The 20093-nt window shown below is 67.8% G+C and carries 20 protein-coding genes; 7 read left to right on the forward strand and 13 right to left on the reverse strand.

Features of this window, described 5'->3' with window-relative positions; genetic code table 11:
- The first annotated feature begins 62 nt into the window (after window positions 1–62).
- Entirely contained in the window at window positions 63–530 is a 468-nt protein-coding gene (gene bfr, locus VGK27_05265) for a bacterioferritin (GenBank protein HEY3489516.1), read from the forward strand.
- 85 nt (window positions 531–615) lie between these two features.
- Here bfr and VGK27_05270 read toward each other — a convergent pair whose 3' ends face one another.
- The 11 genes from VGK27_05270 to VGK27_05320 all read right to left on the reverse strand — a co-directional run bounded on the left by VGK27_05270 (window position 616) and on the right by VGK27_05320 (window position 11637).
- Complete coding sequence (locus VGK27_05270; protein HEY3489517.1) at window positions 616–987, reverse strand: VOC family protein; 372 nt, start codon at window positions 985–987, stop codon at window positions 616–618.
- A 96-nt stretch (window positions 988–1083) separates the two neighbouring features.
- Window positions 1084–3351 (reverse strand): ATPase, T2SS/T4P/T4SS family, encoded by a 2268-nt coding sequence (locus tag VGK27_05275; protein HEY3489518.1) that lies wholly within the window; start codon window positions 3349–3351, stop codon window positions 1084–1086.
- Window positions 3352–3396: 45 nt separating this feature from the next.
- Window positions 3397–4026: a V-type ATP synthase subunit D gene (locus VGK27_05280; GenBank protein HEY3489519.1), complete on the reverse strand. Its 630-nt coding sequence runs from the start codon at window positions 4024–4026 to the stop codon at window positions 3397–3399.
- A complete protein-coding gene (locus tag VGK27_05285; GenBank protein HEY3489520.1) occupies window positions 4026–5420 on the reverse strand; it encodes a V-type ATP synthase subunit B in 1395 nt (464 codons plus the stop codon). Before VGK27_05285 ends, VGK27_05280 begins: the two co-directional genes overlap by 1 nt.
- The gene (locus VGK27_05290) at window positions 5417–7162 is read right to left on the reverse strand and encodes a V-type ATP synthase subunit A (GenBank protein ID HEY3489521.1); all 1746 of its coding nucleotides are present in this window, start codon (window positions 7160–7162) and stop codon (window positions 5417–5419) included. Before VGK27_05290 ends, VGK27_05285 begins: the two co-directional genes overlap by 4 nt.
- A gap of 7 nt (window positions 7163–7169) precedes the next feature.
- Window positions 7170–7499, reverse strand: a complete 330-nt coding sequence (locus tag VGK27_05295; protein ID HEY3489522.1) for a V-type ATP synthase subunit F — start codon at window positions 7497–7499, stop codon at window positions 7170–7172.
- 9 nt (window positions 7500–7508) lie between these two features.
- A complete protein-coding gene (locus tag VGK27_05300; GenBank protein HEY3489523.1) occupies window positions 7509–8552 on the reverse strand; it encodes a V-type ATPase subunit in 1044 nt (347 codons plus the stop codon).
- Window positions 8545–9132: a V-type ATP synthase subunit E family protein gene (locus VGK27_05305; GenBank protein ID HEY3489524.1), complete on the reverse strand. Its 588-nt coding sequence runs from the start codon at window positions 9130–9132 to the stop codon at window positions 8545–8547. The genes VGK27_05300 and VGK27_05305 overlap by 8 nt, the downstream gene beginning before the upstream one ends.
- A 7-nt stretch (window positions 9133–9139) precedes the next feature.
- Window positions 9140–9358, reverse strand: coding sequence for a hypothetical protein (locus VGK27_05310; protein ID HEY3489525.1), 219 nt, complete (start codon window positions 9356–9358; stop codon window positions 9140–9142).
- 36 nt (window positions 9359–9394) lie between these two features.
- On the reverse strand, window positions 9395–11314 hold the full coding sequence (locus tag VGK27_05315; protein ID HEY3489526.1) for a hypothetical protein: 1920 nt from the start codon (window positions 11312–11314) through the stop codon (window positions 9395–9397).
- The gene (locus VGK27_05320) at window positions 11311–11637 is read right to left on the reverse strand and encodes a hypothetical protein (GenBank protein HEY3489527.1); all 327 of its coding nucleotides are present in this window, start codon (window positions 11635–11637) and stop codon (window positions 11311–11313) included. Before VGK27_05320 ends, VGK27_05315 begins: the two co-directional genes overlap by 4 nt.
- Window positions 11638–11795: 158 nt before the next feature.
- On the opposite strand from VGK27_05320, the gene VGK27_05325 reads away from it, so the two are divergent.
- Window positions 11796–12701 (forward strand): crotonase/enoyl-CoA hydratase family protein, encoded by a 906-nt coding sequence (locus VGK27_05325; GenBank protein ID HEY3489528.1) that lies wholly within the window; start codon window positions 11796–11798, stop codon window positions 12699–12701.
- Between the two features lie 16 nt (window positions 12702–12717).
- Here VGK27_05325 and VGK27_05330 read toward each other — a convergent pair whose 3' ends face one another.
- Complete coding sequence (locus VGK27_05330) at window positions 12718–15306, reverse strand: ATP-binding protein (GenBank protein ID HEY3489529.1); 2589 nt, start codon at window positions 15304–15306, stop codon at window positions 12718–12720.
- 152 nt (window positions 15307–15458) lie between these two features.
- Here VGK27_05330 and VGK27_05335 point away from each other — a divergent pair, with 152 nt between their 5' ends.
- The 3 genes from VGK27_05335 to VGK27_05345 are packed head-to-tail and all read left to right on the forward strand — an operon-like array spanning window position 15459 to window position 17226.
- Complete coding sequence (locus VGK27_05335; protein ID HEY3489530.1) at window positions 15459–15812, forward strand: Hpt domain-containing protein; 354 nt, start codon at window positions 15459–15461, stop codon at window positions 15810–15812.
- On the forward strand, window positions 15809–16822 hold the full coding sequence (locus VGK27_05340; GenBank protein HEY3489531.1) for a diguanylate cyclase: 1014 nt from the start codon (window positions 15809–15811) through the stop codon (window positions 16820–16822). The genes VGK27_05335 and VGK27_05340 overlap by 4 nt, the downstream gene beginning before the upstream one ends.
- A gap of 11 nt (window positions 16823–16833) precedes the next feature.
- Window positions 16834–17226, forward strand: coding sequence for a hypothetical protein (locus tag VGK27_05345; protein HEY3489532.1), 393 nt, complete (start codon window positions 16834–16836; stop codon window positions 17224–17226).
- 12 nt (window positions 17227–17238) lie between these two features.
- On the opposite strand, the gene VGK27_05350 is transcribed toward VGK27_05345, so the two are convergent.
- Complete coding sequence (locus VGK27_05350; protein ID HEY3489533.1) at window positions 17239–17694, reverse strand: hypothetical protein; 456 nt, start codon at window positions 17692–17694, stop codon at window positions 17239–17241.
- 482 nt (window positions 17695–18176) lie between these two features.
- On the opposite strand from VGK27_05350, the gene alr reads away from it, so the two are divergent.
- Together alr and VGK27_05360 are read left to right on the forward strand one after the other, a co-directional pair.
- Window positions 18177–19292, forward strand: a complete 1116-nt coding sequence (gene alr, locus VGK27_05355) for an alanine racemase (GenBank protein ID HEY3489534.1) — start codon at window positions 18177–18179, stop codon at window positions 19290–19292.
- A complete protein-coding gene (locus tag VGK27_05360) occupies window positions 19285–20082 on the forward strand; it encodes an ABC transporter permease (GenBank protein HEY3489535.1) in 798 nt (265 codons plus the stop codon). The genes alr and VGK27_05360 overlap by 8 nt, the downstream gene beginning before the upstream one ends.
- The last annotated feature ends 11 nt before the right edge of the window (window positions 20083–20093 follow it).

Below are 20093 nucleotides of genomic sequence, written 5' to 3' on the forward strand. Positions count from 1 at the left end.
GCGTTATGGCGTGCAATAAATGATGTAGTGAATTGCATTCCACGGTCCGGAGGAGGCGAACGATGAAGGGAAACGCAAAGCTCATCGAGAAGTTGAACGCGCTGCTGGCGGAGGAGCTGACCGCCATCAGCCAGTACATGGTCCATTCGGAGATGTCCGCCAACTGGGGATACGAGAAGCTGCACAAGCATTTCGAGAAGCGCGCCATCGACGAGATGAAGCACGCCGAGAAGCTCATCGGCCGGATCCTCTTCCTGGAGGGGCTCCCGATCGTCAGCAACCTGGGCAAGATGCACATCGGCGCGGACGCAGCAAAGCAGCTCACGAACGACCACGCATCCGAGATGGTCGCGATCAAGGGGTATAACGACGGCATCAAGCTCGCGGGCGAGGTCGGCGACTACGCGACGCGGGAGATCCTCGAGAACATCCTGCACGACGAGGACGCGCATATCGACGGGATCGAGGAGTTGCAGGACCAGATCGGCCACATGACGCTGCCCCTCTTCCTGACCACCCAGATCAACTAACGCTTCTCCCCGAAAGTCGGGCCCCGCTCCGGTACGCCGGAGCGGGGCCTTGTCGCTTGATCCGAAGCGCTTCGGACGGGAGGCCTTATTTCCCATCCTTCCATGGCGACATCAACTGGAAATAGTTTCCGTCCGGATCCGCGAAGGTCGCGATCCAGAAATCCTTGCCCTCTCCCATCTGGTAGGGTTCGGCGACGACCCGGGCTCCCATCCCCTTGATCCGCTCGAACTCGGCTTTCACTTCAGCCGTCTGGAAATTGAGCAGGATCCGCTCCGGAGCCGGGTTCGATCCCTTGACCCGGTCGTGCGGCCCGACGCCCATAAATGCGGCGCCGACCTGGTAGCCGTAAAAGCCCCCTTCCTCCATGTCGGGGTTCTTGGCGAAGATCTTCTTGTAAAACTCGGAGAGCGCCGCCGGATTCTCGGAGAAGATCATGACCGAATTCAGGTTCAGCACGCGATCCACCCCCTTTCGATTCCGCACATCGATCGGCTTTTCCTTAGATGGCCGGCGGCCGGGTTGCGTCGCGGGCGCCGATAGAGCCGGATACCGCTACATGCAGACCTTGAGCACCTGTTTCATGTCCGTCAGCCCCCGGAGCACCTTGAGCATTCCGTCCATCTTGAGCGTCAGCATCCCCTCGTCGAGTGCGAGCCGCTTCAGGACGGCGACGTCGGCCTTCTTCCGGATGGCGTCCTTGACGGCCGGCGTCCCGACCAGCAGTTCGTGGAGCGCGATCCGCCCCCTGTAGCCGGTCCCGTTGCAGTGCTGGCATCCCACCGGCCCCATGACCGCGACCGACTCGAAGCTCGGGAACTTACACTCGGCCGGCGCTTCCAGCAGGAACTCGTCCCGCATCCGGTCGTAGGACTGCCGGGGCAGCGCGACCTTCTCGCGGCAGTCGACGCAAAGCCTCCGGCAAAGCCGCTGGGCGATGATTCCCAGCAAGGCGTCCGCGAAGTTGAAGGGGTCCATTCCCATTTCGATCAGGCGCACCGCGGTCTCCGGGGCGTTGTTGGTGTGGAGGGTGCTGAGCACGAGGTGTCCGGTGAGCGACGCCTCGATCGTGATCCGCGCGGTCTCCGCGTCGCGCATCTCCCCGATCATGACGACATCCGGATCGCCGCGCAGGAAGGAGCGCATCGCCTCGGCGAAGGTGAACCCGATCCGGGCGTTGACCTGCACCTGGCGCAGGCCCGGCTGCGTGATCTCGACAGGGTCCTCGGCCGTCCAGATCTTCCGCTCCGGCTGGTTGATGGAACCAAGGATCGAATGCAGGGTGGTTGTCTTCCCGGAGCCGGTCGGGCCGACGCAGAGGATGACCCCGTAGGGCTTCGCGGCGATCTCGTGGATGCGCGCAAGCGTCGACGGGAGCAGCTCCATCGCCTCAAGCGGCATCAGTTTCGTGGCGGAGAGCACCCGGAGCACGGCGTCCTCCAGTTTCCCGATGGTGGGGGTGATCTCCACCCGGTATTCGACCCGCTGTTTTTCGAGCCGGAGCATGAACTTGCCGCTCTGGGGCTTGCGCCGCTCGGCGATGTCGAGCGCGGCGAGGATCTTGAGGCGTGAGATGACGGCGTACCGGTAGGCGGGCGCGATCCGGTGGGCGACGAGGCACTCCCCGTCGATCCGGTAACGGATCACGACCGGCTGACGGGGGCCGCCCGGCTCGAAGTGGATGTCGGATGCGCCCCGGTTGGTGGCGTCGATCAGGATCTTGTTGACGAGGGAGATGACCTCGGAGTCGGGCTCGACGTAGAGGCTCTCGCGGTCATCCTCGACCTCCTCCTCGACCATCGGCTCCTGCGCCACCCCCGCGAACTCGAGGGGGGCGGGGGGAGGATCCGGTTTCTTCCGGTAGTGGCGCTCGATCGCCTCGGCGATCTTGGCGGCCGGAGCAACGACCAGCTCGATCTCGTGCTTCGTCCGAAGGCGCAGGGCGTCCCCGATGGTGTGGTCGGCTGGTGCCGAGGTGGCGACGACGAGGCGGTCTTCCTCGATTTCGAGGGGAAGGACGTGCAGCCGGTCGACCAGCCCCTCGGACAGGGCGGCGAGCGCCTCATCAGTGGGGACGCGTCCGGTGAGGTCGACGAACCGCATCTGGAACTTGGCGGCCAACGCGTTGAGCAGCTGCTCCTCGGTGACCAGCCCCTGCCTGACCAGAAGCTCGCCGACACGGACCCGCTTTCCGGAAACCTGCTTGTCGAAGGCCTTCTCGATCTGCTCGCGCGTTACGAGCCCGGCGGCGATCAGCACCTCGCCGACCCGGACGTTTCGCCGGTCCGTCTTGCGGGCGGTGCGCAGCGTCTTCTCGATCGTCTCCTTCGGCACCTTGGCCGATTCGGAGATCAGGTCCCCGATCCGCCGGTCCCGGAGCGCTTTCTGGGCGTCGAGCGCCTGGTCGATCTTGTCGGCGGAAAGGAGTCCCTTCTCGAGCAGGATGTCGCCCAGACTCTTTTCCTGGTGCCGGAAGCGGACGGCGGTCTTGACGAAGAAGATCATCTTGAAGCCGTTTGAGGGCGGTTCGCCCACGAGCGTGCCGAAGAAGCCCTTCGCGTGGCGGCCCTTCTCGTAGACTTCCACGCGGAAGTTGTCGCCGGCGGTTGTCTGGACCTCCTCGACCCCGTTCGGTTTGCGGCCGTCGGCCCAGGCGGGAAGCCCTTCGAAGAGGATGTGGGCGACCTCGCTCATCGGCAGGAGCGTCTTCTTCCGGTTGCGGTCGACGACGTCGATCTCGATCTCGGTGCCGTCGAAGGGCTGCGCGAGCGTCCCCTGGATGCTTTGGCCGTTCCTGAGGGTGACAACCAGGTTCGTGGTCATGGACTCCTCTGGAAATGATTGATTTTGGGGCATGTAGCGAGCCCCCTATCCTCGCTTCCGCGACTTGAAACGCTTCTGCCTGTAGACGTCCTCCCGCTCTCGTTCCTCGAGGGCGAGCCGGATAGCGCGGATTCGCGCCCGGAGCCCCGGGATCACGACCTCGGTGAGGGCGTTGACGCGGCGGGTCGTTCGTCGGACCTCCGCGCCGATGCGGCGCAGGCGCGCTTCCTCGTCGAGCACCCGGAAGACGGCCTCGAGCGCCTCCTCGAAGGCACGGGCGGCGTCGTTCGTCGCCGCCGGCACGGCAGAGAGCGCGTATCCGCGTTCGTCGGATCGGCGGGCGAGGTCCGGGCAGCGGATCTCGGGGAAGCGAACGCCCCAGACGTTGCGCTCGACGAGCGCCACCGGAATCTCGCGGTGCGCTGCGAACGCCGCGGAGGCGACGCCCGCCATGCCGTCCGTCCCCAGCGCGATCGCCAGCGCTCCCGTCGCCCGCCCCATCGCCTCGTCGAGGCGGCCGCGCCCCGAGACCGCCTGGTCCATCGCCGCGAACAGCTCGCGCACCAGCGCCTTCCGCTTGCTCCGAAGAAGCTCGAGCCCCTTGCGCGCCCCGCCCTCGCGCGCCGACAGCGACAGCAGCTCCGTCCGCGTGGCGCTGGCCTGCTCGGTCGCCATCATTCTCCCCGGTACCGCGCCGCGAGGTCCGCCGGGCGGACGCGCGTCAAAGCTTCCCTCGGCAATTTCCCGAGCAGCTTCCAGCCGAGGTCGAGCGTCTCCTCGACGGTCCGTCCGACCGCCCCCTGGTGGACGAATCCGGCCTCGAACGCGTCCGCAAACCGGCACAGCTTGCGGTCCTCCTCGCGCAGCCCTTCCTCCCCGACGATCGCGGCGAGACGCCGCAACTCCCGTCCCTGGGCGTAGGAGGCGTAGAGCTGGTCCGCCAGCCCCCGATGGTCGCCGCGCGTCTTCCCTTCGCCGATGCCGAGGCTCATGAGGCGCGACAGGCACGGCAATACGTCGATGGGCGGGAAAATCCCTTTTCGGTGCAGGTCGCGCGAAAGGACGACCTGCCCCTCGGTGATGTAGCCGGTCAGGTCGGGAATGGGATGCGTGATGTCGTCGTCGGGCATCGTCAGGATGGGGAGCTGCGTGACCGAACCGCGCCGCCCCTTGATGCGCCCGGCGCGTTCATAGATCGTCGCCAGGTCGGTGTACATGTAACCCGGGTAGCCGCGTCGCCCCGGGATCTCCTCGCGGGCGGTGGCCACCTCGCGCAGCGCCTCGCAGTAGTGGGTCATGTCGGTGAGGATGACGAGGACGTCGCGGTCGAGTCCGAACGCCAGGTACTCGGCGGCGGTCAGCGCAAAGCGGGGCGTGAGCAGCCGCTCGATCGTCGGGTCGTCCGCCAGGTTGAGGAAGACGACGGTGCGCTCCATGACGCCGCTTCCTTCGAACGCCTGCAGAAAGTATTCGGCTTCCCGGTGCGTGATTCCCAGCGCCGCGAACACGACGGCGAAGCCGCTGCCGCCGGAATGGCCGTCCGCAGCCTCCATTCCCGCCTCCCGGAGGATCTGGACGGCGACTTCGCGCGCCGGCAGCCCGGCGCCCGAGAAGATCGGCAGCTTCTGCCCCCGGACCAGCGTGCAGAGCGCGTCGATCGCGGAGAGGCCCGTCCGGAGCATGTGCGACGGCTTGTCGCGCGCCATCGGGTTGATCGGCGCCCCGGCGATGTCCGCCCATTTCAGCGGGAGGATCGCGGGGAGGCCGTCCGCCGGCTCGCCCGCCCCGTTGAAGCGGCGGCCGAGGATTTCGGGGGAGAGCGGCATCCGGGCGACGGCGTCCGTGAAGCGGATCCGGGTCGAGGCGATGCCGATCCCCGTCGTCTCCTCCAGCAGCTGGATCACCGCGTGCCGGTCCGAAAAGGCGATCACCTGTCCGCGCCGCGCGCCGCCGCCGGGCGCCAGGACATCGACCATTTCCCCCATGAAGACGCGGCGGACGCCCTCGACGAAGAGGAGCGGTCCGGCGACCGAGTGAAGGGTCCGGTATTCCCGCGTGACGAGGTCTATGGCGCTTCCCTCCCTTCCTGTGCGATCCGGGCGAGCAGCGCCCCTGCCCGGGCGGCGAAATCCTCCGCGGGCGCCTCCCGCAGCAGGACCACCTCTGCCCGGAGGGGGCGGGCGAGCACCGTATCGGCGGGGACGCCGGCCGCGACCTGCCGGCGGCAGGCGTCGTGCCACGCGAGGAACGCCTTGAGCATGAGGAACGCCTTCTCCGGGGGGCACACCGCCTCGTTCGGCGAGAAGACGCTTTGACGCAGGAACTCCTCGCGAATCATCCGGCTGGCCGTCAACAGCAGCCGCTCCTCGTCCTGCAGCGCCTCGATGCCAACGAGCTGCACGATCTCCTGCAGCTCCTCCTCGCGCTGGAGCAGCCGCATGAGCTCGCCCCGAAGCGCTGCCCATTCCGGTGACACGTTTTCCGAGAACCAGCTGTCGAGCGAATCGCGGTAGAGGGAATAGCTCTTCCGCCAGTTCACCGCGGGGAAGTGGCGTTGGTGGGCAAGCTCGGGGTCGAGCGCCCAGAAGACGCCGGCGAGCCGCTGCGCCCCTTGCGTGACCGGCTCCGAGAAGTCGCCTCCCGGCGGGGAGACCGAGGCGACGATCGTCACCGCCCCCTCGCGTTTCTCCTTTCCGAGGCAGGTCACGCGGCCGCCGCGCTCGTAAAATTTCGCCTGGCGCGTGGAGAGGTAGGTCGGGTAGCCCTCCTCGCCCGTCATCTCCTCGAGCCGCGAAGAGATTTCCCGAAGCGCCTCGGCCCAGCGCGAGATCGAGTCGGCCATCAGCGCCACCCGGTAGCCCATGTCGCGGTAATATTCGGCGATCGTGATGCCGGTGTAGATCGACGCCTCCCGTGCGGCTACCGGCATGTTGGAGGTGTTCACGACGAGAACGGTCCGTTCCATCAGCGGCCTCCCGGTCGACGGGTCGGACAGTGCCGGGAAGTCGGATAGCACTTCCGTCATCTCGTTGCCCCGCTCCCCGCATCCGACGAAGACGATCACGTCGGCGGCGGCGTAGCGGGCAAGCGTCTGCTCGACCACCGTCTTGCCCGTGCCGAATCCGCCGGGGAGAATGGCCGAGCCGCCAAGCGCGAGCGGGAAGAGCACATCGAAGACGCGTTGCCCGGTGATGAACGGGACCGTGCTGGGAAGGCGCGCGGCGAACCGACGGGGCGTGCGGACCGGCCAATGCTGGAGGATCGGAATCGCCGTCCCGTCCTCGAGGAGGGCGGCGGGCTCGGTCACCGTCAGCGGCCCCTCCCGCACTTGGCCGATGCGCCCGGAGACGCCGGCCGGCGCCATCACCCGGTGCTCGATGCCCGGCGTCTCGTCGATACGGCCGACGATGTCGCCGGGGCCCACCGGGTCCCCGGCCGAGACGCACGGCCGGAACAGCCACTGCCGGTCGCGCGGCAGTGCGGGCGCCGCGATCCCCCGCCCGATGAAGTCGCCCTGAGCCGCCCGGATGGCCTCGAGGGGGCGCTGGATCCCGTCGAAGACCGAGCCGAGCAGGCCGGGCCCAAGCTCAACCACGAGCGGCTCGCCTGCGCCGACGACCTTCTCGCCCAGCCGGAGCCCCGTCGTGTCCTCGTAGACCTGAATCGTCACTCGGTCCCGCTCGAGGCGAATGATCTCGCCCATGAGGCCGGCATCGCCCACGACGACGCGGTCGTGCATCCGGCAGTCGGCCATCCCGGCGGCCACGACGGCGGGCCCGGCCACGTTGACGATGGTTCCCTCGCAAGCCATCTCCGCCCTACCTCCGGATCCGGATCTGGTACCCGATCGCCCGCTGCATAAGCCGGGTGACGATCTCCTCGGGACGGGCCGCCCCCGCTGCTCGGCCGGCGGAAGGCACCGCGACGAAGACGGGGCGCTCGTTCCCCTCGATCCGGCGCTGCGCCGGCTCCGGAAGCTGCCGGAAGAGGGTTTCGTCGACCAGCACCACCTGTGCCCCGGGGTCCGACAGGAGCCCCTCCGCACAGCACGCCAGCTCCGCGGGAGTCGAGACCGCGCGCGTCGCGATCCCCGCCAGCCGGAAGCCGATCCCCGTCTCCTTGTCCGTCAGCGCCCAGATTCGTTCCATACCGGTTATTCAGCCCTCCGCCGACAGCAGGATCGCCAGGTCGGCCGCCGTCATTCCCGCCAGGCGCCCGCGGAAGATCAGCCGCAGGTTGGCCACCTCCCGGAACTTGTCGAGCAGCCAGCAGACGAGGGGAGCCGTTCCCAGCGGCTCGACCCGCATCCTCATCCGCATGCATTGCAGCAGGACGCGGTCGAGCGCCCGCTCCAGGACGGGAAACTGCGGAACGCCGCCGGGGCGCCAGGTGAGCCCTTCCAGGACGGGCGCGAAGACCGAGCGGGCCGCGCGCTCCGCCGCTTCGCCCACCGATGCCGACTCGACGAGGTGCGCAAAGTCGGCCGCCCGGTAGACGCGCCCCCCGGGGAGGAAGCAGCGACGAAGCCGGTCGGGCGCGATCCGTTCCGCCACGCCGGAAAGCGCCGTCGCCAGGTTGGTCCGGTCGGCGGCCAGCGACAGGAAGAGCGCCAGGTCGTCGTCCGCCTCGCGCGGTGGTGCGTTCGCCTTGAAGAAGGCCCGGTCCAGCGCCGTCTCGAGCATCCAGGCGTCGCCCGGCTCCCGGTAGCCCGCGAGCGACCGCAACAGCGTCGCGCCGTTCGGATCGCGCCAACCGAGCAGCAGCAGGGCGACATCGCGCACGTCGTGCTGCCGACAAAGCGCCTCGAGCGCCGCCTCGTCGTAAAGGCCCGTAGGAACGAGCGCGGCCAGGATCTCGGCCGCCGGCCGTTTGGTGCACATGCCCCGGACGATCGCCCGGAGCGTTCGGAGCTCGAGGAAGCCAAGGAGGCGGCGGACCGCCTCGCGGCAATCTTCCCGTCCCATCGCGAGGAGCCGGACAAGCGATCCCGATAACTCCCTGCGGAGCGCCTCCTCCATCCGGGCGACGTCGCCCGGCTCGCCTCCGGTCTCTTCAAGGGCGCGCCCGTAAGGGGTTTCCCGCAACGCGGCGGTGAAGGCCGCGAGGTCCGGCTGGAGCAGCAGCCGCGCGTATGCCGCCGGGGGGAGCAGGGAGGAGCGGAGCGATCGCAGCCGCGCGTTGAGGAAGTAAAGGTCACTCATCGGGTTGCCCGAGCATCCGCCCGATCTCCTCGCGCAACGCGGGAGTCGCCTTGCGCATCCGGCTCGCGAGCGTGTTCCGGATGCAGAAGGTCCGGCCCGCATCGAATCCCTCGACGCCGCCCAGCTCTTCGTCCGGCAGCGGCTCGAGGCGGAAGCGCCCGCCATCGTCGCGCGCCCGGATCGCGGCGCTCGACCCGGCGTCGGCGCGCACCGTGACCTCGCCCTCCGGCAGCTCGATGAGGATCTCGCGGAACAGGCGCGCCGCGAGCTCCGGGTATCCCGCCTCGAAAGGCAGCCGCGCCAGGCGCTCCGAGAGCCGTTGCAGCACCTCGTCGGCCAGCGCTGCACGTGCCCGCGCGAGATGCTGCCGCGCCTCGAGGCGCGCGCGCCCCACCCGCAGCGACCGAATCTGCTCGGCCTCCCGCCGCAAGGCCGCTTCCGCCGCCCGCGCCTCCTGCTCCGCGTCCGCGGCTGCCTGGGCGATCCGTGCATCCGATTCCTCCCGGGCGAGTTCCAGGATCGCCGCGGCCCGGGCCTCCGCGCGCTCGAGCAGGTGCCGGGTCAGCCCCTCGCCGGTCACGACCCGCTCACCTGAGCGTCGTCAGGATCAGGATGGCGATGGTGAAGCCGAAGATGACGAGCGTCTCCGGGATCACCAGGAGAATGATCACCGTGCCCATCGTCTCCGGCTTCTCGAGGATCGCCCCCACCGCCGCCGCCCCGATCCGCGCCTGCGCCCAGGCCGTGGCCAGGGCGCTTAGCCCGATCGCCAGTCCCGCTCCCAATGCAATCAGCCCGATCTCCATGCTCGTGTGTCTCCTCTCCCGGCCTCTATGGGACCGTCAGGGTGCCGACCGGAACGGGACGTAGGGACGCCCGCCCCCGACGAAGAAATTCTCGAAGAATTCCACGTAGTGAAGGCGCATCGACTGGATAGCCGGCGAAAAGAGGCCGAAGGCGATGTTGACGACGTGCAGCAGGATCGCGGCAGGAATCCCGATCGCCAGGCTGCCTGACAAGGCAACGAGTTTGTTCGCGGCGAACGCTAGCGCGACGGAGGCCACGCCGATCCCCATGATCCGCATGTAGGACAGGATGTTGACGAGGTTGTGGAACTCCATGATCGCCGAGCGCGATGGTGAGAGCAGCAGCGCCGGGACCGCCGCGACGAGCAGGACGCCGCCGATCCACGCCGCCGCCGGGGGCAACTTCCCGGCGACGCCGGCCGCCACGGCGAGGAACGCGAGGACGATCAGGAGCCCGATCGCCTTTACGGCGACCTCCCAGGGATGTCCCCCGCGGACGGCGGTCGCGATCCCGAGCCCGATCCCGAGCAGGACGTGGCATACGCCGATCCCGAGCGCGAAGGCGATATTCGCCATGAAGTCCTTCATCCGGTCGAGGAAGAGCGGCCGCATCCCGAACCGTTCCCCCAGGTCGCCGAAGAGCTCGCCGTAGGCGAAACCCCAGGCCGTGGCGGAGAGCGATGCCCACAGGAAGATCGTCGCGAAATCGCGGGCGAGCGGGTTCGCGGCGTACCGCCTCCGGACAAACAGTGCGCCGGCGAGCAGGAGCAGCCCGTAGCCGGCGTCCCCGATGATGGCGCCGTAGAAGAGCGGGAAGAAAACGGCCACGAGCGGGGTTGGGTCGATCGTCCCGTACCGGGGCAGCGGCAGGGCGCGCGTGAAGCGCTCGTAGGGGCGAACGAGCGGGCCGTTGCGGAGCGCGACCGGGACCTGATGCTCCTCGGGCTTTCCGATCGGCAGCCGCTCGACGAGGACCAGCTCCCCGAAGCGCGCCGCGAGTGTCGCCTGCAGCGGCGCGAGCTGCTCGACGGGGACCCAGCCGCAGAGGAGGAAGGTCTCGCGCGTCTCGAAGAACGTCTCCGACACCTGCATCCGCGCGACGCGGGCTTCGAGCGCGCGCCGCCAGGACGAGAGCATATCCGTCCATCGACGGGAGAAGGCCGCGATCTCGGCGTCGACGCGGGCGATCTTCGTCGGCAGCTCTGCCTGCTTCCGGCGGATGATGCCGAGCGCTTCGCCCAACGGTTTGTCGGCTACGGACGCGGGCAGCCGGAGCTCCCCGATGTTGCGCTCCCAGAGCAGCGCCTTCGCAGCGGCCGCCTTCTCCCGCGGGAAAACGAGGAGGCCTGCCATCGTCTCCCGGTCCACGGCCCGGTAGAAGATCTCGTAATGGCCGCCGGTCGCCCGGCCCAGCGCCTCCTCGAGCAGGGGGAGCGCGTCGCGCTCCCCGGCCTGGATGGCGAGGCCGGTGCATTCGAGGTCCCGGCTCTCCCGGACGCCGGCGATCAGCGGCGCGAGCACCCGCAACACCTTGTCGTACCGGGCGAAGAGCGAGAGCTCGTCCGCGTGGATCCTGCGCTTGCGCAGCAGCGCCTCGAGCCGGGAGGCGACGGAGGCGAGCTTTTGCGAGAGCGGCGCCAGGGAGGCGGCGTCCGAATCGACGGGCAAGGGAGGGGGGGGGGGCGCGGCGGGGAGCGGTGGCTTTTCCGGTTCCGGCGGGAGGAGCAGGAGCAGCTTGCGGACCCGGTCGAGGAGCGATTCCAGACGCTCGCGCGCCTGGCGTTCGCCCTCGTCGGGAACGAGTCGGCGCGCCGCGGGAAGGTCGTCGCGGATCCGGGCGATGTCGGAATCCTCCGAATCGACCTGGACCGACCCGGCCTCCTGGAGCGCGGCGGTCACGGGCGGGAGCAAGGTCTTGGGGCCGACGATCCGGATCCTCGCCATCGGGATGATCATCGCGGCAGCACCATTGCGAGCAGCCGGTCGGCGAGGTCGTCGATCCGCTGCCGTTCGGCGGAGGCCCACGCCTCGGCGCTGCAACGCGCGTCGGAGAGGAGGGCTTCGGCTTCCCGGTCGGACTCGGCGACCGCGGCGTCGAGGCGTCCGGTCCGGCACCGTCCGAGCCGTGACTGGTTTTCGGAGAGGATCGCGTCGGCCCGCGCGGCTGCTTCCCGCCTCAGCGCGTCGGCCAGGCCTTCCGCGTCGCGGACGATGCGGTCGGCCTCCCGCTCGGCGGCATAGATGCCCTTGAGGATCGTGCCGTCCCGTTCCGGGCCCATGGTCGTCCCCCGAAGGTCAGGTTATCACTTTACGTTTTATTGTAAATCGGAACGGGCATCGCGCCTTGACATCTTTCTTCCGAATCGACAAGATACCCGCTCATTACCCACCAAATGTCGTTGCCGTTGTACTCCATCTATCCCCCAGGGAGTGGATCATGGCCGGCTGTGTTCTCCAGTTTCCCGTTCTCATCCCTCACCTCTCGCAGGTCCGCACGCTTTTCGACGATTCCCGGAAGACCATGTGGACCTTCATGGCGCCCAGCGGTCGTCAATGCTTCAACGAAAGGCTGCTCGACGACCTGGTCTGCTGCTACGGCTCGATCCGTCAGCACAACCAACGCTACCTGCGCGACACGGGCGAGTGCCCGATCCGCTATGCGGTCGTCGCTTCGGCCAACGCTTCGGTGTTCAGCTACGGGGGCGACATCGCCCTCTTCCGGAAGCTGATCGTCGAGCGGGACCGGGGTGGGCTTACGCGATATGCGATGAAGTGCATCGACCTGGTCCACACGGTCTCGGTGAATTGCGACCTGCCCATGAGCACGATCGCGCTGGTCCAGGGCGAGGCGCTAGGCGGCGGGTTCGAGGCGGCGCTCTCGGCCTCGTACCTGGTTGCCGAAAAACGCGCGCGCTTCGCGCTGCCCGAGATCCTTTTCAACCTGTTCCCCGGGATGGGCGCCTACCAGTTTCTGGCACGCCGCCTCCGGATGAAGCAGGTCGAGGAGATCGTGACGAGCGGAAATGTCTATACCGCGGCCGAGCTTTACGAGATGGGCGTGGTCGACGTGCTGGCCGAGGACGGCGAGGGGGAGCTGGCGGTCCACGAATTCGTCCGCGAGCATTCACGCCGCAGCAACGCGCGCCACGCGATCGGGCAGGTTCGGCAGGAAGTGTTTTCCGTGACCAGGGAGTCGCTCGTGCGGACCGTCGAGATCTGGGTCGAGACCGCCTTGCGGCTGACGGGGGCCGATCTCAGGGTCATCGACCGGCTGGTGCGGGCGCAGGTCGCCAAGACGGAAACGGCGGAACCCGGCGTCGAGGCCGACCGCGCGGGCGGCTGACCACGGCCTGCAAGGATCAGTTGCAGCCGAACTTGCGCGACTGCAGGACCAGCAGCTCCCGGACGCGCCCGTACTCGGCGCGCAGCCGGTCGTGCAGGATCGTGCCTTCGCGCCGGATGGTCTCGTCGCTGGCGACCGAGCAACCGCCGGCCAGCGTCGAGAGGGCGAGCGCGCCGATCTGGCCCGCTGAGCCCTTCAGGGCGTGCGCCAGCTGCCGAAAGTCGCCGGGCGACCGCGTCCGGGCGGCCTGACCGATCCCCTCAAGCTTCCGTTCGGTCCCTTCCATGAACATCCCCATCAGGTCCACAAGAAAGGCGTCGTTCGCCCCCATGGCCTTCAGCGCCTCGATCGCATCGGTTGCCAGCGTCTCTTCCCGCGCGGGGTAGGGCATCCCCGGTTCCCTGACCATCGACACGGCCGGGGGCGGGTCGTTTACGGCCGCGGGGACGGGCCGCGCCGCCAGGTGTGCGATTACGGCGAGCAGTTTGGCCGAATCGACCGGCTTGGAGACGTGGGCTGCGAAGCGTGCCTCCTCGCATCGGCGCTGCGTCTCTATCGTCGTGTCTGCCGTGAGGGCGACCATCGGGATCCAGGGCCCTCCGGGCGTCACGATCCGGTACATCTTGGCCGCTTCCACGCCGCCCATGACCGGCATGTTGAGGTCGAGCAGCGCGATGTCGAACGGCCCGGCCTGCATGGCGTCGAGCGCCAGCTCGCCGTTGTCGACGATCGTGACCGTGTGGCCCGCCTTCTCGAGGATGAGCCCGATCACCTTCTGGTTGACCGGGTTGTCCTCGGCAACGAGGATCCGGTAATGCTCGGGTGTCGCGCTGCGCTGCCGGTAGCGGTTGGCGAGGAAGGCCATCCCGTCGTGGTCCGGGGTGTCGGGGCGGATGAAGTGGATGGCGTTGAACAGCATGGTCTTGTCGATCGTGTCGTCGAGGGCGGAGCAATATCCCTGCCGGGAGATGGCGTCGAAATCGGGCGCGGCGCCGGCGATCAGGATAAGGGGGGTCTCGGCGATCTTGCGGACCGAATGGACGACGGTCGCGAATTCGGCGGCTCCCATGTCGAGCCCCTGCGCGGCGACGATCACCGCGTGGTACGGATTCTCACTGTCGGCTGCCGCGACGAGTTTCGAAAAGGCCTGGGTTCCCCGGGCGGCCGAATCGACGTCGATCCGCCAGGAGGCAAGATGGCGGGTGACCGTCTCGAGAATGCCTTCTTCGGCCGAGAGAACGAGGAAGCGGAGTCCGCCGGCCTCGTCGTTCCCGACGAAGGCCTGTTCCTCCTGCGCTTTCGCGAAGGGCAGGGTAAACAGGAATGTGCTTCCTCCCCCCGGCTCGCTTTCGAGACGGATCTCGCCCCCCATCAGCTCGACCAGCTGCTTCGAGATCGTCGTGCCAAGGCCCGTCCCGCCGTACTTGCGCGTGGTGGAATCGTCGGCCTGCGTGAAACGGTCGAAGATCCGCGCCTGCTGCGCGGGCGTCATGCCGATGCCGGTGTCCTTCACCTCGAACCCGAGCGTCACCCGGTCGCCCGCGTCGGACTCGGTCCGGACCCGCAGGGTGATCTCGCCCGACTCGGTGAACTTGACGGCGTTCGAGAGGAGGTTTGTCAGCACCTGGCGAAGCCGGGACGGGTCGCCGTGCAAGAGGAACGGCACCTCGGGCGGGATGATCGTGGAAAGACGGACCCCCTTGGCGGCGGCCTGGTGGACCAGCATGGCCGCGGTCCCTTTGAGCAGGGCGTGCAGGTCGAACCGGGTCTTTTCGATCTCGATCTTGCCGGCCTCGATCTTGGAGAAGTCGAGCACGTCCGTCACGAGGGAGACCATGACGCGCGCCGAATCGCAGATCGTGTCGGCGAAATCCCGCTGCTCGCGATCGAGGCGGGTGCCGGCCAGCAGCTCTCCCATGCCCAGGATGCCGTTGAGCGGAGTGCGCAGCTCGTGCGACATGTTGGCCAGGAACTGGCTCTTGGCGCGGTTGGCTTCCTCGGCGCGGACGGTGGCCTCGGCCAGCCGCAGGTTCGCCCGCTTCAGCTTCCGGAGCAGCGTCGAGGTGTAGGCGGGCAGCACGATCAGCCCGGCCAGGAGGCCGATCGAGAGCGGCATCTGGCTGGACCAATAGTCGATCTTCCAGATGACGAACGCGAAGGAAAGCACGCTGGCGGCCGAGCTGGCGAACATGTAGCGCTGTCCGAACCGGAAGCCGTTCCCGAGGGTGACCCAGAGGTAGATGATGTAGAGGGGGGCGAGCTTTTCGCCGCCCATGTAGAGGCAGCAGGAAGTCCCGTACATGTCCCCCGCCATGCCGATCAGCCGGCGGATCGGCGACGGGGCGGGCCGCAGGACGATTCCCGCCAGGACCGACAGGGAAAAGAAGAAGAACGCGAAGCCCGTCAGGCAGGCCACTTCGATGCGCGCGTCGATCGAGCCCGCCGAGATGCGCGAGTAGAGGAGGTAGGGGATGATCAGGCAGGTGATCGCCAACCGGATGATGGCCTGTTCGTGCTCGGAATCGACCCGGCCGGAAAGACGGGAGCGGACCAGCGCGACGGTCCTGCCCACAATGCACGCCGATTGCTTGGCGACCGGTTCCATCCCGCACGTTCCTCCGGAATTCACGGCATGGGATCCTTATCGGCAGGAGCGATAAGAAAATTGCCTTTATTTTTATTGGGAACCCCGGGCGGCGGCTCGGTGATATGATTCGGCGATACGCAAATGCCTCGGGAATCGAGAAGGGAAACGCCGTGAACCGGAACGACGGGCCAACGCAGCCGATCGACCTGGCGGCCGCGATGGAGCGGTTCGACGGGGACCTCCCCTTTTTCCGCACCCTCCTGGGAGAGTTCATCTCGGTGATGCCCGACCGGCTCCGGCTCCTCGAGGAGGCGGCCGGGCGCGACGACCGTGAGCAGTTCCGGAACATCGCCCACGGGATCCGCGGGGCCGCGGGCAATCTCGGCGCAGGTACCGTTTCCGAGCTCGCGCGTGAGCTCGAGGGGCTTGGCGCCGCATCCGGTCTCCCCAATGCGGCCGGGCCTCTCAAGGCGTTGCGCCGCGAGATCGCCCGGATCGAACGATACGCAGGAGCATTCGAATGAAAATCCTGATTGCCGATGACGATCCGATCACCCGGCGGCTGCTGTGCCGGACCGTCGAAAAGTGGGGCCACGAGGCGATCGAGGCGGCCGACGGGGTCGAGGCGCTTGCGAAGCTGACGCAAAGCGGCACCAAATTCCTCATCCTCGACTGGACCATGCCCGGCGTGGACGGGATCGAGCTGTGCCGGAGGGTCCGCTGCCTCGAAGACCAGGGCTACGTCTACATCGTCATCCTCACCGTGAAGGACCGGAGGGAGGATGTGATCCTGGCGCTAGAATCGGGCGCCGACGACCACATGGCCAAGCCCTTCGACCGGTTGGAGCTCCGGGCGCGGGTCCGGGCGGGCGAGCGGGTCCTCGAGCTCGAGCAGTCGCTTTTGAACGAGAACGTCGGGCTGAAGTCGCGCAACGAGCGGCTCGAGGAGCTGGTCAGCATCGATCCCCTGATGGAGATCGGCAACCGTCGCGGCCTGTTCCAGGCGATCGGGAAGGCGCACCACCGTTTCACCCGCTACGACGAGCCCTATGGCGTGGTCATGTGCGACATCGACCACTTCAAGGCCTACAACGACACCTACGGCCACCTGGCCGGCGACCAGGCGTTGCACGCGGTCGCCGACGCCATGAAGCGGGTGCTCCGGGTGTCCGACGAGATCTTCCGGTTCGGCGGCGAGGAGATCCTGCTGATCACCCCCAAGCAGTCCCCGCAAGGGATGCTGCAGTTCGCCGAGCGGCTCCGCCAGGCGGTCGAGCGGTTGGCCATCCCCCACGAAAAGGCGGCCTCGGGTCTGTTGACCGTCAGTTGCGGGGCGACCATCGCGAGCGGGACGGATGCGGGGAGGCGGTGGGAAGATCTGATGCAGCGGGCCGACCAGGCGCTCTATCTGGCCAAGGCGGCGGGGCGGAACGCGGTCCGGTACCGGGGCCAGGACGACGCGGGCGATATGTTGCCCACTGGCGGGCAGGCGAAGGGGCGAACCGGCTCGGCCGGCGCTTCGCCGACCGCATGAAGAGGAACGAATTGGCGCCGAAGAAGATCATCCTGACGATCTGCGGCCAGAATCACGTGCGGCCCGACTGGCGGGTCCGTCTGTCGGGGAAGTCCTTCGACGCCTTCTGCAACGAGGTCGCCGCCGGCCTCGCGCCCTACGGGATCGCCTTCGAGGTCGCCCGCAACCGGGATCTCGTCATCGACATCCGGAGCTACGCCGATCTGCTCAACGCGGTTCGCGTCTCGTCGCCCTCCGACGGGTGCAGCAACCGCTGCGTGGGGCACATCATCGGGAAAAGCGAAAAGCTCGACCTGCTGGAAGACATCCGGGCGGCGGTCGACCGGATCGCTTTCGCGCCGGAGACCGTCCCCCCCGATGACTTCATTCCTCGCGTCTGCCACAACTGCGGTTGCGGCTGCTAGCGGGAACGACCGCTATTTGGTGATCTTCGCTTCCTCGATGATGGCCTTGTAGAAATAGCCCGCGCCGAAATCCTTGTCCTTATAGAGCGTGCCCTTCGCGGTCACGACATCGCCCACCTCGGCGAGGTCCTGGGTGGTGGCGATGATCTTTGCGGTTTCGCCTTCGCCGCTGCCGTCCTTGAGATGGATCCAGTTCTTGCCCATGATCCCCTTGGATACCTTGACGACCTTGCCGCGCACGACGACGGCCTTCTTGTCGAGCGACCCCGACTTTTCGTAGAGCTCACCGACCGTGTGTGCATTGGCGCCCTTGGCCTTCTCGACCTTGACCGGCTCGTTCGCCGGAAGCTCGGGAGTCTTGGACCCGCCGCCCATGCCGCCCATGCCGCCGAACGCGAAGGCGCTCCCCGCGGAAACCAGGCACGCCAACCCGACGCAAATCGAAGCAACCCTTAAGCGAGACTTCATCGAAAACTCCTTTTGGCTTGATCCTTATAGTCTAACCCGTCCGGCCGGCGGCGGGTGAGAAATCCGGGCAGTCTCCGGCGCTTTAGCGACCCGGGTATCCCCTCCCGGGGGACGTCTTGCTCAGCCATCCATGGCTTCGCTGCGACTCCATACCCCTCGCGCCGCCCTCCATGGCGGCTACACCCGCTCGGGGCATAGGCCCCCGTCCGGGGACACCCGGGTCCGCTGCGCGCCGGAGCGGAATCCCGGATTTCGCGTCCTGGCGGATGCCGACATTTCCGACAGCGGAGGAAGGGAGGGGGTCTGAGCGCAATGCCGGTGGATAGAAGTGTTGCGGCTGCCCATGGAGCGAACGGCCCCCTCCGACGACGCCGAGGAATCCGGGCATTCGCTCTCCGCAGCGGCTTTACGTCCCGCGGGCGGTAAGGTACACTTTTCCGATTGTTCCCGATTGCACCCCTGTCGCCCACGAGGTCAAAGATTTGGCCAGACCCACCGTCGCGGAGATCCACCTGTCCGCGCTTCGCCAAAACTGCCGCACGCTGCAGTCGCTGCTGCCTTCGGGGGCGTCGCTCTTCGGCGTCGTCAAGGCCAACGGCTACGGCCACGGCGCGGTGCCGGTGGCCAAGACGCTGTTCGAGGCGGGCGCGACGATGCTCGGCGTCGCCTCGGTCGAAGAGGGGATCGAGCTGCGCGAGGCGGCCGTCTCCGGCCCCACGCTCGTGCTGGGCGACGTCGACGCCGATCTGGCGGCCGAGGCGCATGCGATCGGCCTGTCGGGCACGCTGTTCCGGCCCGACCAGATCGCGCTGTTCGCCCGCGTCGGCGAGGCCGCGGGGCGCCCGTTCCCCGTTCACCTCAAGGTCGACACGGGGATGGGGCGGCTCGGCTTCTTCCCCGAGGAGATCGGGTCGGTCATCGAACGGATCCGTACGGAGCGCTGGATCGCGGTCGAGGGATTCATGACGCACCTGGCGTCGGCCGACGGCTTCGACGCCGCCGACCTCGATTTCACCCGGTTGCAGCTTGTCCGGTTCGAGGCCGCCGCGAGTGCGGTGCGCGCGGCGTTCGGCGCGAAAGTCCTGGTCCACGCCCTCAACAGCGCCGGGCTCGTGGCGTTCCGCGAATTCGCCTTCGACATGGCGCGCCCCGGCATCGCGCTCTACGGCAGCCTTCCGGCGCCCGGGTTGGGAGACGACCTCGGGCTGAAGCCGGTCATGCGCCTGGTCAGCCGCATCGTCTCGCTGAAGAAGCTTCCCGCGAACCATCCCGTGAGCTACGGACGGCTCTATTCCCGGCCCGAGCCGCGAGAGATCGCCGTGGTGCCCATCGGCTACGCCGACGGCTACCCCCGCTGCCTGACCAACCGGGGCTGGATGGGTGTCGGCGGCCAACGCGCGCCTGTGGCGGGCCGCGTCTGCATGGACATGACGATGATCGACGTCACCGGCATCCCGGGCGTCCGGGTCGGCAGCGAAGTCGTGATCATGGGCGAAGGTGGGCCGACGGCCGACGCGCTGGCGACGCTGGCGGGCACGATTCCCTACGAGCTGCTCACCCAGGTGGGCCGCAGAATTCCGAGGCGCCCCGTTGCCTGAATCCCCCCGAAGGAACGGTTTCGCGGCGCTGGGCGAGGCGCTCGGCGGCCGCATCTACAATTTGCTCCAGGACCTGGGAAACATGGCCGTCCTGGGATTCCAGGCGCTCGGCTGGCTCTTCAGGCCGCCCTCCGAGATCGCCAACATCGTCAAGCAGATGGAAGAGATCGGCGTCAAGTCGGTGCCGGTCGTGGCGGTCACCGCCACCTTCACCGGCATGGTGCTCGCGCTCCAGAGCTACACGGGATTCCAGCGCTTCCAGGCCACCAGCTTCGTCGGGACGGTCGTTGCTCTGTCGATCACGCGCGAGCTGGGGCCTGTCTTCGCGGGGCTCATGGTATCCGGGCGCGTCGGCGCCTCGATCGCGGCCGAGCTGGGCACGATGAAGGTCACCGAGCAGATCGACGCGCTCGTGACGCTGGCCACCAACCCGGTGAAATACCTCGTCGTCCCCCGGATCATCGCGGCGACGCTGGTGATGCCGCTGCTCGTCGTGTTCGCCGACCTGGTCGGCATCGCGGGCGGCTACTTCGTCTCCGTCAACCTGCTGGGCTCCAACCCCTACGTCTACATCAACAAGACGTTCCAGTACCTCGAGATGAAGGACATCCTGACCGGCCTGCTCAAGGCGTCGGTCTTCGGCGGCCTCATCGCGCTGATCTCCTGCTATCACGGTTTCATCGCCGAAGGCGGCGCCGAGGGGGTCGGACGCGCCACGACCCGCGCGGTCGTCACCTCCTCCATGGTGGTGCTGATCTCCGACTATCTCATGACGTCGTTCATGTTCTGATGGAGACGGCT

It is taken from the genome of Candidatus Deferrimicrobiaceae bacterium, from assembly GCA_036504035.1.
GTDB lineage: Bacteria > Desulfobacterota > Deferrimicrobia > Deferrimicrobiales > Deferrimicrobiaceae > JANXPS01.

Bases quoted from the DNA above. Each gene is read 5' to 3' on its own strand.
- bfr (HEY3489516.1), top strand. From the start codon at position 63: ATGAAGGGAAACGCAAAGCTCATCGAGAAGTTGAACGCGCTGCTGGCG.
- VGK27_05275 (HEY3489518.1), bottom strand. From the start codon at position 3,351: ATGACCACGAACCTGGTTGTCACCCTCAGGAACGGCCAAAGCATCCAG.
- VGK27_05280 (HEY3489519.1), bottom strand. From the start codon at position 4,026: ATGGCGACCGAGCAGGCCAGCGCCACGCGGACGGAGCTGCTGTCGCTG.
- VGK27_05290 (HEY3489521.1), bottom strand. From the start codon at position 7,162: ATGGCTTGCGAGGGAACCATCGTCAACGTGGCCGGGCCCGCCGTCGTG.
- VGK27_05295 (HEY3489522.1), bottom strand. From the start codon at position 7,499: ATGGAACGAATCTGGGCGCTGACGGACAAGGAGACGGGGATCGGCTTC.
- VGK27_05300 (HEY3489523.1), bottom strand. From the start codon at position 8,552: ATGAGTGACCTTTACTTCCTCAACGCGCGGCTGCGATCGCTCCGCTCC.
- VGK27_05310 (HEY3489525.1), bottom strand. From the start codon at position 9,358: ATGGAGATCGGGCTGATTGCATTGGGAGCGGGACTGGCGATCGGGCTA.
- VGK27_05315 (HEY3489526.1), bottom strand. From the start codon at position 11,314: ATGATCATCCCGATGGCGAGGATCCGGATCGTCGGCCCCAAGACCTTG.
- VGK27_05320 (HEY3489527.1), bottom strand. From the start codon at position 11,637: ATGGGCCCGGAACGGGACGGCACGATCCTCAAGGGCATCTATGCCGCC.
- VGK27_05325 (HEY3489528.1), top strand. From the start codon at position 11,796: ATGGCCGGCTGTGTTCTCCAGTTTCCCGTTCTCATCCCTCACCTCTCG.
- VGK27_05330 (HEY3489529.1), bottom strand. From the start codon at position 15,306: ATGGAACCGGTCGCCAAGCAATCGGCGTGCATTGTGGGCAGGACCGTC.
- VGK27_05340 (HEY3489531.1), top strand. From the start codon at position 15,809: ATGAAAATCCTGATTGCCGATGACGATCCGATCACCCGGCGGCTGCTG.
- VGK27_05350 (HEY3489533.1), bottom strand. From the start codon at position 17,694: ATGAAGTCTCGCTTAAGGGTTGCTTCGATTTGCGTCGGGTTGGCGTGC.